The organism is Bacteroides sp. 4_1_36, assembly GCF_003466325.1.
GTDB lineage: Bacteria > Bacteroidota > Bacteroidia > Bacteroidales > Bacteroidaceae > Bacteroides > Bacteroides uniformis.
In genome coordinates this window covers 32,850-50,224 of record NZ_QSOX01000019.1, presented here as the reverse complement: position 1 = coordinate 50,224, position 17,375 = coordinate 32,850, and the positions used below count along the sequence as shown (strand labels likewise).

Below are 17,375 nucleotides of genomic sequence, written 5' to 3'. Positions count from 1 at the left end.
AAAACTCTCACTGCAAACTTACTGCATACCTTTTGCAGCGTCACTGCAAACGTGTTGCAGTGCTACTGCAAAGCAGTTGCAGTCACACTGCATATTAGTTGCAGCAACACTGCAAAGTGGTTTGCAGTGACGCTGCAAAACGAGTGCAGTAGTTTTGCAGTAGGAAGTCACTGAATGACAATCAGTTATTTCATCACGTATCCTTCCGTCAACCAGAAGCCGCGCAACAGTTCATCCGTTTTCAGTCTCTTCTTGCCCGGAAGCTGGAGGGAGCAGATGCCGACAAAGCCATCTTCGGCAGCAACGCGGATATAGGTCTTCCCGTCTGTCTGCAAGGTTCCGGGAGTCAGTTGATGGGATTCCCCTATTTTCTCCGTCTCGAAGATTTTTACCACAACAGATTCTCCACCGGGTTGGACCAGCTCCGTCCAAGCGGCAGGATAGGGAGAAAGACCGCGTATAAAATCGTAAATACGCTTCACCGGGCGGTTCCAGTCAATACGACAAGTATCTTTGAAGATTTTCGGTGCCGGACGCAGTTCACCCACGACGGCCATTTCTTCTTGAGGAATACTTTTCACTGTACCGGCAAGAATGGCATCTACGGTTTCTACCACCAGGCGACCGCCCAACAGCATCAGTTTGTCGTGGACGATACCCACGTTGTCCGTATCGGCAATGGGTACCCGTACCTGCTGGATAACCTCACCGGTGTCAATCTCATGTTTCAGGAAGAAAGTGGTGATGCCCGTTTCCGTATCACCATTAATCACCGCCCAGTTGATGGGGGCTGCGCCGCGATACTGCGGAAGCAGGGAAGCATGCAGGTTGAAGGTGCCCAATCGCGGCATGTTCCATACCACCTCCGGCAACATGCGGAAAGCAACGACTATCTGCAAATCGGCCTTCCATGCACGCAACGCCTCCACAAAAGCCTCATCCTTCAGCTTCTCCGGCTGAAGAAGCGGAAGATTATGTTCCAGTGCATACTGCTTCACCGGAGAAAACTGGAGTTTATGTCCCCGTCCGGCAGGCTTGTCGGGCATCGTAATGACACCCACCACATTGTAGCCTCCTTCTACCAGGCAACGAAGAGCCTCCACCGCAAAGTCGGGAGTACCCATATATACAATCCTCAAATTCTTCTTTTCCACCATTTCATTTACAGTTTACCATTTACAATGTACCATTTGCGAGGCAGCTCATTTGCCCATTTACAATTTACCATTTACAATGTACGAAGCATCTTCTTTGCGATTTACAATGCCCCATCACCCCGAACGGCAAATAGTAACTTGTAAATAGTAAAATAGTAAATACCAAAAAGTCCTCAGTCTTCCGAAAAATGTACCAATACTTCACGGTACGAGTTGAATATCTTCGACTTGGACACGAAGCCCAAGTATTTGTTTTCCGCATCCACCACCGGCAGATTCCACGCCTTCGTATCATCAAAGGTGCGCATCACCTGCTCCATACTGTCCGTATCATACAGACGTGCCGGAGCCGAAGTCATCAGTTTTCCCACCGTAAAGCGATGATATAACTCCTGGCGGAACATAATGTTCCGGATATCGTCCAACAAGACAATGCCAATCAGCACCCCTTCCTTATCCGTCACGGGAAAGACATTGCGATGCGAGGCAGAAATGGCCTTTACCAGTTCGCCCAAATCCATTTCGGGATGCACGGTCACAAAATCCTTTTCCACCACATTCTCCATCTTCATCAGGGTAAGGATGGCCTTGTCCTTATGGTGCGTCAACAGTTCTCCTTTCTTGGCCAAACGCATGGAATAGATACTATGAGGCTCGAACATGATGATGGTAAGATAAGAACTGACGGAAACAATCATCAGTGGCAGAAACAGGTCGTATCCTCCCGTAAGCTCGGCTATGAGGAACACGCCGGTCAGCGGAGCGTGCATGACCCCACTCATGACCCCCGCCATTCCCATCAAGGCAAAGTTCTTCTCGGGCAGATAAGCCGTCATCTCTATTTCATTGCTGAAATGTGAAAAGACAAAACCGGCAATACAACCCAGATACAACGAAGGTGCGAAGATACCGCCGCAACCGCCCCCGCCATTCGTGGCACTCGAGGCAAAGACCTTGAACAGAATAATCAGTATGAGGTATATCAGCAACAGATTGCCGTGCCCGTAGAAGAAGGAATTATTCATCACCGTGTCCCATTCGGCATTGCTCATCCCATTCAGCAACAATTCTATCGTATCGTAACCTTCGCCATACAACGGTGGGAAAAGGAATATCAGGATACTCAGCATGGCACCGCCCATTATCAGTTTCTTATAGGGAGTTCTCAACCTTCCGAACACGCCTTCCACAGAGTTCATGGCCCGGGTAAAATAAAGGGAAACCAATCCGCAGAAGATACCCAGCATAATGACATACGGAATACGCTCCAGTTCGAAAGCTTGGTCCAGATGGAATTTGAACATGGCATCCGTACCCGTCACGATATAGGAAACAGTTGCAGCCGTCACCGCAGATATCAGCAACGGCAACAAGGAGGACATTGTCAAATCTATCATCAGTACCTCCAGCGTAAATACCAGACCGGCAATCGGCGCCTTGAAAATGCCTGCAACCGCACCGGCAGCACCACATCCCACCAATAGCATCAGCGTACGATGCTCCATCTTGAAGATGGTTCCCAGATTGGAACCGATAGCCGAACCCGTCAGCACAATAGGCGCCTCTGCCCCGACCGAACCACCGAAACCGATGGTAATGGAACTGGCTATGATGGACGACCAAGTGTTATGCCGTTTGATGCGTCCCTGCCGCCGCGAGATGGCGTATAGGATTTTGGTAACACCATGACTGATGTCGTCCTTCACCACGTAGCGGACAAACAATCCGGTCAGGAAGATACCCACTACCGGATAGACCAGATAAAGGTAGTTGGCTTCCGTCGCATTGAAATTATCCGTCAGGAAGTTCTGTATCCAGTGTATGATGACTTTCAGTATCAGTGCGGCGAATGCCGTAAAGATACCTACAAGAAAACTGAGAATCAGTATGAACCGCTTTTCCTTGATATTCTTTTCGCGCCATATGATGAAGCGCTGCAACAAACTCCTCTTGTCCTCTGCCATTTTTCCTTTTATTCGCGAATAATCTTAATGACTCCGCCCTTGCCCAACTTGATGATACTGGACGGTTTCGGGCGTCCCGTTTCCTCCTGGCGGTATCCTACTATATAATCCACCGCAGACTTGATGTCTTCACTTATTTCACTGAAGTTACCGGGAGACGGTTGCCCGCTGACATTGGCAGAAGTAGAGACTATCGCCTTGCGGAACTGCTGACAAAGCCGTTTTGAAAATGCCTCACTGGTGACACGGATACCTACACTACCATCTTCGGCAAGCAAGTTAGGAGCCAGATTACGCGCTCCGGAATAAATTATGGTAAGGGGCTTGTCAGCCAGTTCTATCAAATCCCAGGCAACCTCCGGAACATCCTGCACATAGAAATCCACCTTTACCGGAGAATCTACCAATACCAGCATCGCCTTACTGTCAGAGCGTTGCTTGATTTCATATACACGGCGCACCGCTTCTTCATTGGTAGCGTCACAACCTATACCCCAAATCGTATCTGTCGGATACAGAATTACCCCGCCCTCGCTCATTACCTGGCAGGCTTTTTTGATGTCTTCTATCATTTCTTGATATATAAGTTCACGGATTAACACGCAAAAATAGTATTTTTGCAGCGATTATAAACAAAGTTTAAGAGAAAACAATGGAAGAAATTCAATTTAACCACACCCTGCCCATACAACTACGCTTCAATGACGTCGACAAATTCGGCCATGTAAACAACACTGTTTACTTCTCTTTTTATGATTTAGGAAAAACGGAATATTTCGCTTCCGTATGCCCGGATGTAGATTGGGAAAAGGATGGTATCGTTGTCGTCCATATTGAAGCAAACTTCCTCGCACAGATTTATGGTTCGGACCATATCGCCGTGCAAACTGCCGTCACTGAGATAGGAACCAAAAGCTTCCACCTCGCCCAACGGGTCATTGATACGGAAACCCAAGAAGTAAAATGCGTATGTACCTCCGTCATGGTAGCCTTCGACCTCGCCAAACACGAGTCCAAGCCACTGGAAGAAAAATGGATTGAAGCAATCTGCAAATATGAGGGAAAAGATTTGAAGAAAAAGAAATAAAATCCTATATTTGTCAATTAAGCTAACATTTGTATAAGTAACAATCAGTTACATTTAGTCAACTGCTATGATTCGATTGATATTATTGACCGATTTTACAGAGTCCTTTTCGTACAATCTGCTAAAGGGGGTATTGGCCTATTCCAAAAGCCATGAGCCATGGGTAGTATGCCGTATGCCACCCTCCTACAAAAACAGTCATGGTATAGAAGGAGTCTTGAAATGGGCAAAGACATGGCATGCAGATGCAATCATCGGCAGATTTGACAATGATGACAACGTGGAGCTATTCCGTGAAAACGGAATTATCGCATTGGCCCAGGATTATAAATCAAGGTTCAGCAATATTCCAAACATCACCGGCGATTACCGCAAGACCGGCAGAATGGCAGCAGAGTTTTTTCTGAGTAAAGGCTTTCAGAACTTCGCATTCTATGGTTATCGCGATACGGTATGGTCACAAGAACGTTGCGAGGGTTTCTATGAATGTATAGCAGCCCAAGGGTTTGGAAACAATTTCTATTCTTATCAGGACCAATCCCTTGATGACTTATGGTTTTATGAAGCACCGCCCCTGCTCAACTGGTTAAAGTCATTGCCACAACCTACGGCACTCATGGCTTGCGATGACAATCAAGGTAACCGCATTACGGAAATCTGTAAAGTCAACAACATCAGAGTGCCCGACAAGATAGCAATATTAGGAGTCGACAATGATGAGATTATATGCAATCTTTCAGACCCTCCCCTATCCAGTATCAGCCAAAACATTGTAAGAGGCGGATTTGAGGCAGCTGCCCTCATAGAACATCTATTGAATGATGAGGAGGCCACTTATCAGGACGTAGTGCTCCAACCAGTTAATATAATCAACCGGCTTTCGACCGACTTCTATTCTACCACCGATGCCCATATCCAAACCGCTCTGAAATATATCCATCAGAATATAGCGGCTGATATCACCGTATCGGATATAGTGAAACAAGTACCATTATCACGCCGTTTATTGGAGATTCGTTTCAAGCAAGTCACTCAGCAATCCATCCACAAATACATCTTCAACCTTAGGATGGAACGTTTTGCCCAATTGCTGTTGGCCAGTGATGCTCCGATTGCAGATGTGGCGGAACAAGTCGGAATAAACAATCTGAAGAACTTGTCCCGCCAATTCAAAGCTTTGAAGAAAGTTTCCCCCAATGAATATCGGAAAGAGTACCAGACAAAGAGTTACCAGCGCTGATTTAATCCGGTACAAACAACATGGTATCAGGTAACACGGTTTCCAGAACATTCCGTCCCGAATACCCGACTTCCAATTCCTGGCCCATGTAATCTTCGAAATACAGCAGATGCAACTCGTGGTACCCTGCTTCGAGAGCGACTTTCCCTTCGGCACGGCGTCCGCTGTGTCCACCGTCGTTATCAACAATCAATTTACCGTCTATGTATAGTTTAGAACCATCATCGGAAAAAGTATAGAAACGGTATACTCCCCTTTCTGGAATTTTCACCAACGTACGGAAATCATAAGCAAAATGATCAGGGACGGCTACTTCTTCAATCGAGAAGTTCTTCATCACCCCTTCCTTCACTTTATTGCAGGCGGCAATATCGGCAACACGTTTACATTTGCCTTCATAATAGGTATATGCCACGCCCTGCTTCTTGGGAGAAGTTCCCGTAGCCGGCAAATAAGCCATACTCTGCTCCTCATCCGAATTCAGACCTGAAGGGTAATAGTAGGCAGCCTCCCTTCCCGAAGGAGTGGAAATCCATGTGTCAAATTTGAATTGGTCTTCGTACAGTTCAATGATACGGGCTCCTCTCGTCAACTCTCCATACGCATCCGCACCGGTCACCCGTCCGTATCCCAATGCAATACCTTTATCTATTCCTATAAAATCGTTATCATGGTCATGTCCTACAAATACTCCCATTACATCCCTCATGTCAAGGAAGGAAGCAAACATACCGGAATTGATATTAGCAGAGGCAACTCCACCTTCTTTGTCATTGCCATAAGTTTTCCCGTCACCTCTGATTTCGTTGTATTCAATCAGCGGAATATGGAAAAAGGCCAAAGCAGGAACGGGATTACCACCGTTCTTCTCTGCAAAGTGCTTACTTTGCTTTCTGTACCATTCTATTTGGTCGAAATGAATCCAGTCGTAAGCACCATAGATTTTATTAGGCTGATAGTCGTTGGAATCCATGCAATAGAGCAATGCCTCTACCTGGTCCTTCTTCTCCGGACTATAAATAGAAATCACACAATTACCACATCCCATAATATCTTCAGGGCCTTTTGCCCCCACATAGTAGGGAGACTTCAAGAGGAAATCATAGATTTCATTGCGCGTCAAGTATTCTGCATCATGGTTTCCCATCATCACCACAAAAGGCATCTTGGCTTCATTGAAAATATCCACTACACTTTTCCATCCATCCATAGCAGGGTCATCGGTCACCACATCCCCACTCAGTATAGCAATGTCCGGATGTTCGGCTGCCAGGACAGCACGGATAGTAGCTGCCGTTTCGGCACACTTTGCAGAACCCGGCATCCAGTGCAAATCTGTAAACTGTGCTACTACAAACTTGCCATCCTTAAAAAAGAATTGCTTCTGCGCAAAAGCCGTTACCGGCATACAGCCCAACAGTACAACTAAAAGAACAACTATTTTCTTCATAATTTCTTGAGATTAATATATTTCTATTTCATCTATTGCCAACTCACTCTGCAACCCTTCATGAAAATATCCTTTCGGGCACAAGCCACCACTCAATAATTCCAAGCGGACAAATGTAGCTTCCGTTTCGGCAAATGAAAGAGATGCCGGAAAACGGGTGCCTTCCGTCAAGCTAAAATCATAAGTCAGCCGTTTAGTGCCCACCGGAATAAAAGTCTGACCATCCATTGAAACAGAGACACCCATCGCTCTTGCCGGCCATATCTCATTTACCGGCCGCCATAAAGAAGAAAAGGCCACTTCCTTGACTTTTTGAGGTTTCTTCAGTTCCACTACAATCTGTACAGTATCCTGGTAGAAGCTAATCCAGCGACGCATGTCGCGGGCATAGCCACGTCGTCCATCAGTCAGCCCGAAGCCTTTATTCAAGTGTTCCCATCCTGCTTCAGGATTACAAGTATAGTCACATCCGGTTGCCTTGTTTACAGCAAAACTCTTGCGGGTCACTTTCCCTAGCGGCTTACCGCTTCTGTAAACTGCCGAATAAATAGTTGCATCCTCGTCCAACGGTATCGGAGTCTCATAAAGGGAAGATGAAGTGTTGACCGTTGAATCATTTACCGCATAGTAAATATCGGCATCCGGACAGAAGGTGTTCAAAGTCACCTCATAAGTCTGCTGCGACTTGTTCCACGCACCAGCCTGATTGACTTCATAGAAGTTGCGGCAAGCATTCACTCCGCAATAATCCAATCGTTCAAACTCCTTATCCAGCCTACGGGCAAACGACTCGAAGTCCTTATGTTCCGGCTGTGTCCATTGCACCTCTGACATAGCCAGCAAACGAGGGAAAGCCATATATTCAAAATACTCGGGAGTCTGTATGTACTCTCCCCAGATATTGGCTTGTACACCTATTATATAAGCTTGTTCTTCCGGAGTCAGTTCAGCAGGAAGCGGGTTATAATTGTACACCGTATCCAACGGAAGAAAACCGCCGATAGCCAACGGGGCAAATTCCGGACTTTCCTGGTAGTAATCCAAATAACACTTTTTGCCGGGTGTCATAATGACTTTATGCCGTTGGCGAGCCGCTTCGATACCTCCTTTCTCGCCACGCCATGACATGACGGTAGCATTAGGGGCAAGCCCTCCTTCCAGAATCTCATCCCACCCGATGATGTCACGCCCTTTACTGTTCACAAATTGCTCAATCCGATGGATAAACCAACTTTGCAGAGCTTCTTCGTTGGGCAGACCTTCCCACTTCATCAAATGCTGGCAATGGGCACACTTCTTCCATGCTTTCTTGGGACACTCATCTCCACCAATGTGGATATAATGGCTGGGGAAGAGTTCCATAACTTCGGTCAGCACATTTTGTAAGAATTCAAATGTATGCTCTTTGGGACAATAGACCTCATCAAAAACATCAAAATAATCACGCACCACATAAGTCTTTCCCAGTCCGCAAGAAAGTTCCGGATAGGAAGCCAGTGCTGCGGATGCATGTCCCGGCATTTCAATTTCGGGAATGACCGTAATGAAACGGTCGGATGCATACTTCACAATTTCCTTTATTTCTTCCTGCGTATAATAGCCTCTCTTTTCTTTTCCATCGTAACGCCGTGGAAAATAATAATCAGAGTGTCCTATCTGAGTCTGTTTACGATAAGAACCTATTTCAGTCAGTTTCGGGTATTTCTTTATTTCTATTCTCCATCCTTGGTCATCTGTCAGATGAAAATGGAATTTATTCAATTTATAGAATGCCATCAAATCAAGAAACTTCAGCACTTCCTCTTTTGGCAGAAAATTACGCCCTACATCCATCATAGCCCCACGATGAGGGAAACGGGGAGCATCCGTAATGCTGACAGCAGGAATCCTAATCTTTCCTTCGTATTTCCGGTCACCATCATAAATGGCTGCCGGCATGAGCTGCAGCAAAGACTGGACACCATAAAAAAATCCGGCGGCAGTTTCATTGGAAGATATATTTATCCTATCGGAAGAAACCTCCAATGTATAGGCCTCATCGGGCAAGGAATTATCTATAGATAAGCAAATATCGGCCTTTCCCGTTTCCGAAATACCCTTCAGCGTTACAGAAGTGTTTTTCAACGCATCCTCCAAATAATGAAAAACTTTCATCGCGGCTTCCCCGGAAGGGACAGCCACTGTTTTTTCCCCTTGCAGGACATACACTCCCTGCATTGGAGCAAGTTCATTCGGCATGGGTATAATACCATAGTTTGCCGCTACATCATCAGCCACTCTCCCACAAGAGAGAAAAATGAATGACATAGCCAGTAACCAATATCTTATCTTCATAGTATTTGGGATAATAAGTTGGGATATTCCTTGATTGTATTCAGTATCAGTTCACCGAACAAAGTATTTGTCCAGGCAAACCAGGAACGAGTAAAGTCCGCGGCATCCTCCGAATGGAAAGACTCATGCATAAAGCCCGTCCCTCCATCCGTATCACGAAGTTGCTTCAGACAAGCACGTATTTCTTCGGAATCATCCGTTGTAAAAGCCTTCATAATGATGCTCATCGGCCAGATATAATTCAATCCCACATGAGGGCCTCCTACCCCTTCACCGGCTTTTCCTTTAAAGAAATAAGGATTATTGCCGCTCCATATCATTTTACGGGTATTCTGATAAATCGCATCTTTAAAAGAACAATAACCCAGATAAGGCGCAGCCAGCAAACTGGGTACATTGGCATCGTCCATACAAAGCGCGTTACCAAAACCGTCGACCTCAAAGGCATAAATACGTCCACAAACCGGATGATTGAAAGTACCATACCTACGGATAGCTGCATCCACTTCATCTGCCAATGTTATACATTCTCCGGAGAAGTCCTTGTTTCCATAAACTTTATCCTCTATCTCAGCCAATTGGCGCAATGACACAACCGCAAACATATTAGCAGGAATCAGAAAACCGTATTGTGTAGCATCATCTGACGGACGGAAAGAAGAAACGATTAAGCCGACCGGCTTTACCGGTGCTCCCCATCCGTTGTTAATCTGCGAATCTGTAGGGCGGTCGCAATCGCGCGTAAAGCTATAAGGTCCTAAGCCTTGTTTCCTCTGTTGCTCTTTAAAGGTCTTGACCACCAGCAGCATAGCTTTATGCCAATTTTCATCGAACACAGACGTGTCTTCCGTGTATTGCCAATAATGATAAGCCAGACGAATGGGATAGCACAAAGAATCTATCTCCCATTTGCGTTCATGCAGTTCCTTAACCATATGTTGTGTATGGTCGGTTTCCCAATAGCTGCCCAACGGCCCGTCGTTGAAGGCATTGGCATACGGGTCTATCAAGATACATTCAGTCTGTCTGTTGACAAGTCCTGCCACCATCAACTGCAAGTCCTTATCTTTCTTCATCAACGGCAGATAGGGCCATACTTGCGCTGAAGAGTCGCGCAGCCACATGGCATCTATATCACCTGTAATGACGAAAGTATCTGGTCTGCCATTCTTCACTCTATATCTGACAGTAGTGTCAAGCGTATTGGGAAAACAGTTCTCGAACATCCAACGCAACTTCTCGTCCTTTATTTTAGGCTTTGCTTCTTCAATGGCAGCATCTACTGCCTTCGAAATGAAGCTCCTTTTGCTTGCAGAAGGACGCAACGAAACATATCTCTGGCTGAAAGTCCCGGATGAAGATAATACGGAAGCGGGCTGAAAGGTCATTGCAGCCAAGGCAAGCCCGCCAGTCTTCAGAAATTGGCGTCTTGACATATTGTTTTTCATGATTGATTTCTTCTTTAATAGGTATGCTTACCGGATGTCACATTTATCTTTTTCTCTTTTCCACCATAGAGTACACACAGTTCAAAATCAATATTAGAATCTACTGTGATACGGGGTTCATCACTTGCAGAACGGCGTGCTTCAGCTTTTAAGGAGATAAGCCCTTCGGGACCAAAAGGATAGCGTTCTATGCCGTTAATCTCCGTCAAATTCATATCCCAGATAATCTGCTTTTTGGCATAATCTCCCCGAATACCGATAATAAATTCTATCAATTCAGCAATAGGAGGAAGTCCTGCCCAACCCACAAAATTATCCCTTGCCATAAATCCCGGCTCAGCACTTTCCGGAGCATAATATTCCCAAAAAGTTCCAGTCTTCTTATAGACCTCAAACACCTGGGCATAATGATTCAAACAAATCTCCCGTGCCAGTTTACCATAACCTTTCTGCACAAGGCCCTGCATCACCATGTAATTAGTTCCCGGCCATACGCCACCCTGCCAATAACGGCCATTCTCCTTGTACTTGGGATTATCGGCAGACAAAGAAGGAATACGGTGTTTCCGGTTGAATGTGGCAGGATTATCCAATTCCTTCACCATGCGGTCCAACTGTACAGAATCCAATACATCAGTAAACAGAGCCCAATAGGCACCTATTCCCTTGGTTGTACAGAGCGTACCGTCAGCATACTGGTCATAAAGGAAACCGGTCTTTTCATCCCAAAGATTGTCATGGATATATTTTCCCAGCATTTTGGCTTCGTCTTCAAACTCTTCTATCTCTTGCCAACGTTCCAGATAAAAGCCCATCTCAAGTAGTAAATTGGCAGTAAATAATTGCTGTAGGTTTGTATCTAACCAAATCATATGCCCGTGACTGTAGATAGGGCTGTATTCCGACGGAACACGGGGCATATTATCCATGCCGGTCCCCCATCCGCTTGACCAGTAGGTTCCATTTCTCCAAGTATGGTTCAATTTCAACCACTTATAATAAGCACAAAGTACCGGAAATATCTTGTGCAGGCGTTCCGTATCACCAAACTGATGGAAATAGACCATCTCACACCAAGGCATCAAATTCGGTCCGGTACTCACCGGATCATAGCGTTCAAAGCAATCGGCACCATCTGCCTTTATTTCACGGCAAATGAAACCGTCGGGATGCTGCTTGGCGTAAAAGTTGTTCAGCGTATTCTGGAAAGGAAAGAAACGGGTACCATAACGGGCAAACATCAGAATGAAAGAGGAATCCCACATAAAGATATTACCATTATAAGCTGTATCCAAATAGCTTGAGACAAAACCCGAGCCTGCTTGAGGAGCACGAATATTGCCGATAGCTATTTCCCATGCCTTCCAATACATTTCAAGTTCCTTGTCATGTCCACCCCAAATGGGATTGGGAAGAATCTGCCGAGCTTCTTCGAAGCTTTTCGGCACAATCGTCTCAGGTTTTGCCACACGATACTCATTTTCAGTGACCAGCGGTTCCTTTACATATGTATTTTTATAAGGCAAATGATACTTTTCATCATTGCCACAGCTCTGAGCTTTCAGCAAAGGGAGAGTGGAAAAAGAAAGCAAGCCTACCAATAAAATGTGTTTCAACATAGGAAATAGTTATTTTTTAAATTACAAATTGAGCAGTTTTTTTATCTTGTCAAAGATAGCAGTATTTTCAAAAATCCCTGTAAACTCCTCTGCACCGGGACCAAAAGCATACACTGGTACCATTACACCGCTATGACCACCGGTAGAGAACTTACATACGATTCTGCCTTCTGCCAAATCTCCATCAACCAACGTAAGTCCACCAGTCTCATGGTCTGCAGTAACTACTACCAATGTTTCTCCATCCTTGGCAGCCCATTCATAAATGGCACCGATAGTACGGTCAAAGTCATGTGTTTCCTGCATCAGCAAATCAATGTCATTGAAGTGTCCGTAGTCATCCAGCTGCGAACCTTCTATCATCATAAAGAAACCGTTTTTATTTTGGTCCAGCAATTCGATACCTTTCAATGAAGCACGTGCCAAAAGGTCGCCACGTTCAGCAGGAAGAGGAGTATCGACGGGATAAGGTACGGCAAATACCTTACCACTCTTTATGCCAGCCAATTCATCCCAACTGCGAGGAGTCTGAAATCCTTTATCGCGTAGTTCCTTAAACAAGTCACGTCCATCTTCACGGTTTTCGAAAAGCTTGGCACCTCCACCGAATACATAATCGGCACTGCAATTAACGTAATCTGCTACGATTTCAGCTTCCGCATCCCTATCCTTGTTATGGCAACAAAAATCAGCAGGAGTGGCATCCCACAGACGGCAAGTCACCGCTATACCGGTCGATTTACCTTTAGCAGCAGCCAGGTCTACCAATGATTTCAAAGGACGTCCTTCGGTATCTACACCCACAGAATGATAGTTTGTCTTCTGCCCCGTAGCTATGGCTGTTCCACCCGCTCCCGAGTCTGTAATCAGCTTGTTGGCACAATAGGTTTTAGACAAACCCACTACCTGGCAGTTATCCAAAAACAACTTGCCTCGATTGGCTGTCCAGGCAGAATATACGTGCATAAGACTCATGCCATCACCAATCATCAAGATGACATTCTTTATCTTCTTGCCCTGGGGAGGGGTAATCTTTGTCACCTCATAAGGTTGGTCCAAAACATAGGTCTGTTCTTTATCACGGCGGCTTTGTGCCGATAACTCTACCGGCAGTAGCAAGACTGCCAAGAGCATAACGATACATATTCTTAATATCTTAGTCATAATTATTGTTTTATTATTCAACCGTTACTAAAATAGGGGCATGGTCGGAGAGGAAAGCATTATTCTCTGTTTCAGCCAATACACCATACCTCAAAACTTTCAGTCCATTACGTACAAAAACGTAATCAATCAGCGGACGTTTATCGTAAGGAATCTTTCCGAAATCATGGAAACTCCATGCCGGACCATAAACAATTGCCGATGCCTGGCGTGCATCTGTCAAGTGTTCCGGATTGGAAGGGTCAGTCACGTGTTTGATGACATCCGATTCCGGACTAGCATTAAAGTCGCCCGTTACTACTACGGGTAAGTTACCACTCAACTCATTTACTTTATCCAGCATAAGGCTTATACCTTCACGACGTGCAGCAACACCTACATGATCCAAGTGGGTATTCAATGCGAAGAACTCCTTGCCACTTACTTTATCTTGCAGTTTTGCCCATGAAGCGATACGCTCACAAGCTCCATCCCAGCCCTTGGAACCGGCAACTTCAGGAGTCTCGCTCAACCAGAAATAGCCAGAATCCAGCAAGTTGAAACGATCTTTCTTATACCAGAGTGCACTATATTCACCCTTTTCCTTTCCATCTTCACGACCTACACCGATGACTCCGTATTCCGGCAATCGTTGTTTAAGGTCTTCCAACTGATTATGAAGTACTTCTTGCGTACCCAATATATCCACATCATAAAAACGGATGGCATTTGCCGCGCGGTCTTTACGGTATTGCCAGTTGTCCAAGCTATCTTCCGGATTGTCATAGCGAATATTGAAACTCATGACATTAACGGGCTCTGGTGCAGGCGCCTGCTGCTTCACCTGTCCGCATGATGCAGCGAACAAAGGTAAAAATAACAAAAATAACTTTCTCATAGCATATATATTAAACTATTATTTCACAAATAAAGCCGATGCAGGGATGGGTGCCAACTTCTCGGCAGAAGGCAGTTTCCAAGCCCAGCTCAAATACTCACCTTCATAATCTTCAAAGTAATAGAGCTTGTAAGGATGAAAACCTTTCTTCAGCGCGACCATTCCGGTAGCAGGAATTGCAGCATGGGAAGCATCATTATTGACTACCTGCTCATCGTGAATGTACAAGACACTGCCATCGTCCGAACGGGTCTGGAAAGTATAGACCCCATCTTCGGGAACATTTATCAATCCAGAAAAGATATAACCGAAATGATCCTCCTGCTTAGCACCCTTAATAGAAGGTTCGGGCATGACACCAGACTCCAGCAACGGTGACTTTTCTACATCAGCCACTTTCTGGTAAGTGCCTTCAAAGTACTTATAAGATGTACCATTCTGAGTAGGATTTACAGAAAGAGCAGCCTTTAATTCAGCTTTCGTTGCCGATATGGATAATGTTCTGCTTGAGCGGAGACCTTCCTTGAATCCTTTGGCTTTTATTAAAGTGGTCTTGTCCAGTTCAAAAGGCTGCTCGTACAATGCCGACTGCTCTGTGGGCTCGCTGCCATCCAATGTATATCTGATTTCGGCATCCTTGGTTGTTGTGGCCAATGCAACCGTTACCTTATCCATAAACAAGTTCAAATCCTTATCCACATAGGGAATGGAAACGACTTCATCTTTAGTATAGGAATAAGGGGATGCTTCAGAGGAAACACCTCTCTCCATATTCGGCTTATCGGACAAAGTAAAACGAAGTTCTCCACCTTCCATCAACTGTGCATAAGTAATAAAATTTACATCTATCGGTTGTCCGTTCAATTCTACTTTTGTGATATAGACATTCTTCTTCGGATTGTTGGCAAGGATGGTCAAAGTCTTTCTATTTGCCAGGTTGACAACCGCTTTCTCAAATAGAGGAGTAGTCAGTGCAAATTCATTGCTTCCCGGACAAACTGAATAAATACCCAAGCTGGATAATATATACCAACCGGACATCTGTCCACAATCTTCATTACCAATGATTCCTTCAGGCGTAGGAGCGTACATTTCATGGAGCAGACGGCGTGTCATTTCCTGCGTCTTCCAAGGCTGTCCGACGTAATCGTACAGATAGGCGATATGATGGCTCGGCTCATTGCCATGAACATATTGACCTATCAGTCCGGTAATATCCACTAAATCGCCATGTACATCCGACTCTACTGTAAAGATAGAATCGAGTGCGGTAATAAACTCTTTCTTACCACCAAACAGTTGTGCCATACCGCTTACATCGTGAGGTACAAAGAAACGATACTGCCAGGCTGTGGCTTCCGTATAGGCACGACCTATCTCAATAGGATTGAAGGGAGTTTCCCAGTTCCCATCCATCCGCTTGGGGCGGAAGAATTTTGTATTACCATCAAAAACATTGATATAGTTCTGGGAACGTTGAATATACTTTTGATAAATATCATCCTTACCCATTTCCTGAGCCATACGTGCAATACACCAGTCATCATAGGCAAACTCCAGCAAACAAGAGATGGACTCTTTCTTTATATTAGAAGGAATAAAGCCATTCTGAATATAGTAATCAGCTCCCTTTTTGTTCTTTTCAGAAGAAACTACCATAGCTTCCAACGCCTTTTCCGCGTCAAATCCTCTAATACCCTTCATATAAGCATCTGCTATAACGGACACTGCATGATAACCAATCATAGTTCCCGTCTCTCCGGCAGAAAGCGGCCAGATAGGAAGTTCACCCGAAGATTCGTAAATGTCCAGAAAGGAATTTATCATATTATTGACCAAAGTTGTATCAATCAAAGTCATCAACGGATTCCATGCACGGAAAGTATCCCAAAGCGAAAATGTAGAATATTGCACTTTGCCTTTTGGCAATTGCCCAATTTCCATATTATGACGGCGGTACTCACCATTGACATCACTCACGACATTGGGTACAACCATAGAATGATACATGGCTGTATAGAAATTCTTCAAGTCGTCCGTATTGCCGCCTTTTACCGTAATAGCAGAGAGAGCTTGTTCCCAAGCGGAACGGGCAGCACTACGCACGGCATCAAAATCGAAACCTATCACCTCGGTTTCCAAATTCTCACGTGCATTCTTTTCACTGACAATGGATAATCCAACTTTGGCTATAACCGGCTCTCCATTACTATTATCGAAGGACAAGCAAGCCTGCAAATCGGTACCGTTCAACTTAACTCCTGCAGAAACCATCTTTTTATTCTGTATAAAGTCTATGGCCTGAAAAGGTTTCGAGAACTGGGCTACAAAATAAACGTACTGATTGTCCGTCCATCCCCTGGTTCTGCGCATACCTGTTATTTCGTTGGCGGCAGTCTGTTCAAGTTCAGCCTCATAAATATATTCGTTATCAAGCAAATGAGTCAAATCTATAATAATAGATGCTTCTTTGCCGGAAGAAAACGTATAGCGGTGCATACCGGCGTGTGCCGTTACCGTCAATTCAGCTTTTATTCCTTCTTCTTTCAGAACAACCGAATAATATCCGGCAGAAGCATCTTCGTCTTTATGGGAAAAAGCCGCTGGCTGGTAAATGCTTTCCGTAGTCAAATCCGGTTTCAGCGTAGTAGGACGAAACAGTATATCCCCAAGATCAATGCATCCGGTCCCACTTAAATGTGTGTGTGAAAAACCTTTTAGAGTCGTATCATTATAATGATACCCCGAACAAGCATCCCAGTTTCCGGCACGCGTGTCAGGACTTAACTGTACCGCCCCGAACGGAACGGTTGCCCCCGGATAAGTATGCCCATGAAAGCCGGTACCTATAAAAGGGTCTACATAGTCTACGGGAGATAGTTCACCGGATGTACAAGAGCAGCAAGCCCAAAAGGCAGTAGTTGCACATATAAGAGTTTTTAATTTCATCAGACTGTATATTTGAAGAGCGCTGCAGACTGTCGGGAATGCCGTCTCTCCGTATATTAAAATGATTTTATGAATAGCCTTTGCAA

At 45.1% G+C, this 17,375-nt stretch carries 12 protein-coding genes; 2 read left to right on the top strand and 10 right to left on the bottom strand.

The window, feature by feature from the left end; all coding sequences use genetic code 11:
• Positions 1-185 precede the first annotated feature (185 nt).
• The 3 genes from fmt to DXD65_RS16105 all read right to left on the bottom strand — a co-directional run bounded on the left by fmt (position 186) and on the right by DXD65_RS16105 (position 3,693).
• Positions 186-1,157, bottom strand: coding sequence for a methionyl-tRNA formyltransferase (fmt, locus tag DXD65_RS16115; protein WP_117887788.1), 972 nt, complete (start codon positions 1,155-1,157; stop codon positions 186-188).
• A 173-nt stretch (positions 1,158-1,330) separates the two neighbouring features.
• Positions 1,331-3,121: a chloride channel protein gene (locus DXD65_RS16110; RefSeq protein WP_016273078.1), complete on the bottom strand. Its 1,791-nt coding sequence runs from the start codon at positions 3,119-3,121 to the stop codon at positions 1,331-1,333.
• Between the two features lie 8 nt (positions 3,122-3,129).
• Positions 3,130-3,693: an L-threonylcarbamoyladenylate synthase gene (locus DXD65_RS16105; RefSeq protein ID WP_005830050.1), complete on the bottom strand. Its 564-nt coding sequence runs from the start codon at positions 3,691-3,693 to the stop codon at positions 3,130-3,132.
• Positions 3,694-3,773: 80 nt separating this feature from the next.
• On the opposite strand from DXD65_RS16105, the gene DXD65_RS16100 reads away from it, so the two are divergent.
• Both DXD65_RS16100 and DXD65_RS16095 read left to right on the top strand, forming a co-directional pair.
• On the top strand, positions 3,774-4,208 hold the full coding sequence (locus DXD65_RS16100; RefSeq protein WP_005830048.1) for an acyl-CoA thioesterase: 435 nt from the start codon (positions 3,774-3,776) through the stop codon (positions 4,206-4,208).
• Positions 4,209-4,275: 67 nt separating this feature from the next.
• Positions 4,276-5,448, top strand: coding sequence for a xylose operon transcription regulator XylR (locus tag DXD65_RS16095; RefSeq protein WP_005830046.1), 1,173 nt, complete (start codon positions 4,276-4,278; stop codon positions 5,446-5,448).
• A 1-nt stretch (position 5,449) separates the two neighbouring features.
• Here DXD65_RS16095 and DXD65_RS16090 read toward each other — a convergent pair whose 3' ends face one another.
• Genes DXD65_RS16090 through DXD65_RS16060 form a run of 7 tightly spaced genes read right to left on the bottom strand, consistent with a single transcriptional unit; the run spans position 5,450 to position 17,289 of the window.
• Positions 5,450-6,898, bottom strand: a complete 1,449-nt coding sequence (locus DXD65_RS16090) for a PA14 domain-containing protein (protein ID WP_009037898.1) — start codon at positions 6,896-6,898, stop codon at positions 5,450-5,452.
• Positions 6,899-6,910: 12 nt separating this feature from the next.
• Complete coding sequence (locus DXD65_RS16085; RefSeq protein WP_117887787.1) at positions 6,911-9,232, bottom strand: glycoside hydrolase family 20 protein; 2,322 nt, start codon at positions 9,230-9,232, stop codon at positions 6,911-6,913.
• Positions 9,229-10,680 (bottom strand): glycoside hydrolase family 125 protein, encoded by a 1,452-nt coding sequence (locus DXD65_RS16080; protein WP_022401375.1) that lies wholly within the window; start codon positions 10,678-10,680, stop codon positions 9,229-9,231. Before DXD65_RS16080 ends, DXD65_RS16085 begins: the two co-directional genes overlap by 4 nt.
• Before the next feature lie 14 nt (positions 10,681-10,694).
• Entirely contained in the window at positions 10,695-12,299 is a 1,605-nt protein-coding gene (locus DXD65_RS16075; protein WP_044468242.1) for an MGH1-like glycoside hydrolase domain-containing protein, read from the bottom strand.
• A gap of 21 nt (positions 12,300-12,320) precedes the next feature.
• Positions 12,321-13,463: an alkaline phosphatase gene (locus DXD65_RS16070; protein ID WP_008664179.1), complete on the bottom strand. Its 1,143-nt coding sequence runs from the start codon at positions 13,461-13,463 to the stop codon at positions 12,321-12,323.
• A 13-nt stretch (positions 13,464-13,476) separates the two neighbouring features.
• Complete coding sequence (locus DXD65_RS16065) at positions 13,477-14,340, bottom strand: endonuclease/exonuclease/phosphatase family protein (RefSeq protein WP_005830032.1); 864 nt, start codon at positions 14,338-14,340, stop codon at positions 13,477-13,479.
• A gap of 18 nt (positions 14,341-14,358) precedes the next feature.
• Positions 14,359-17,289: a GH92 family glycosyl hydrolase gene (locus DXD65_RS16060; protein ID WP_008664181.1), complete on the bottom strand. Its 2,931-nt coding sequence runs from the start codon at positions 17,287-17,289 to the stop codon at positions 14,359-14,361.
• Positions 17,290-17,375: the final 86 nt, after the last annotated feature.

Excerpts from the sequence above, each read along its gene's own strand:
- fmt (WP_117887788.1), bottom strand. The coding sequence starts at position 1,157 with ATGGTGGAAAAGAAGAATTTGAGGATTGTATATATGGGTACTCCCGAC.
- DXD65_RS16110 (WP_016273078.1), bottom strand. The coding sequence starts at position 3,121 with ATGGCAGAGGACAAGAGGAGTTTGTTGCAGCGCTTCATCATATGGCGC.
- DXD65_RS16105 (WP_005830050.1), bottom strand. The coding sequence starts at position 3,693 with ATGATAGAAGACATCAAAAAAGCCTGCCAGGTAATGAGCGAGGGCGGG.
- DXD65_RS16100 (WP_005830048.1), top strand. The coding sequence starts at position 3,774 with ATGGAAGAAATTCAATTTAACCACACCCTGCCCATACAACTACGCTTC.
- DXD65_RS16095 (WP_005830046.1), top strand. The coding sequence starts at position 4,276 with ATGATTCGATTGATATTATTGACCGATTTTACAGAGTCCTTTTCGTAC.
- DXD65_RS16090 (WP_009037898.1), bottom strand. The coding sequence starts at position 6,898 with ATGAAGAAAATAGTTGTTCTTTTAGTTGTACTGTTGGGCTGTATGCCG.
- DXD65_RS16085 (WP_117887787.1), bottom strand. The coding sequence starts at position 9,232 with ATGAAGATAAGATATTGGTTACTGGCTATGTCATTCATTTTTCTCTCT.
- DXD65_RS16080 (WP_022401375.1), bottom strand. The coding sequence starts at position 10,680 with ATGAAAAACAATATGTCAAGACGCCAATTTCTGAAGACTGGCGGGCTT.
- DXD65_RS16075 (WP_044468242.1), bottom strand. The coding sequence starts at position 12,299 with ATGTTGAAACACATTTTATTGGTAGGCTTGCTTTCTTTTTCCACTCTC.
- DXD65_RS16070 (WP_008664179.1), bottom strand. The coding sequence starts at position 13,463 with ATGACTAAGATATTAAGAATATGTATCGTTATGCTCTTGGCAGTCTTG.
- DXD65_RS16065 (WP_005830032.1), bottom strand. The coding sequence starts at position 14,340 with ATGAGAAAGTTATTTTTGTTATTTTTACCTTTGTTCGCTGCATCATGC.
- DXD65_RS16060 (WP_008664181.1), bottom strand. The coding sequence starts at position 17,289 with ATGAAATTAAAAACTCTTATATGTGCAACTACTGCCTTTTGGGCTTGC.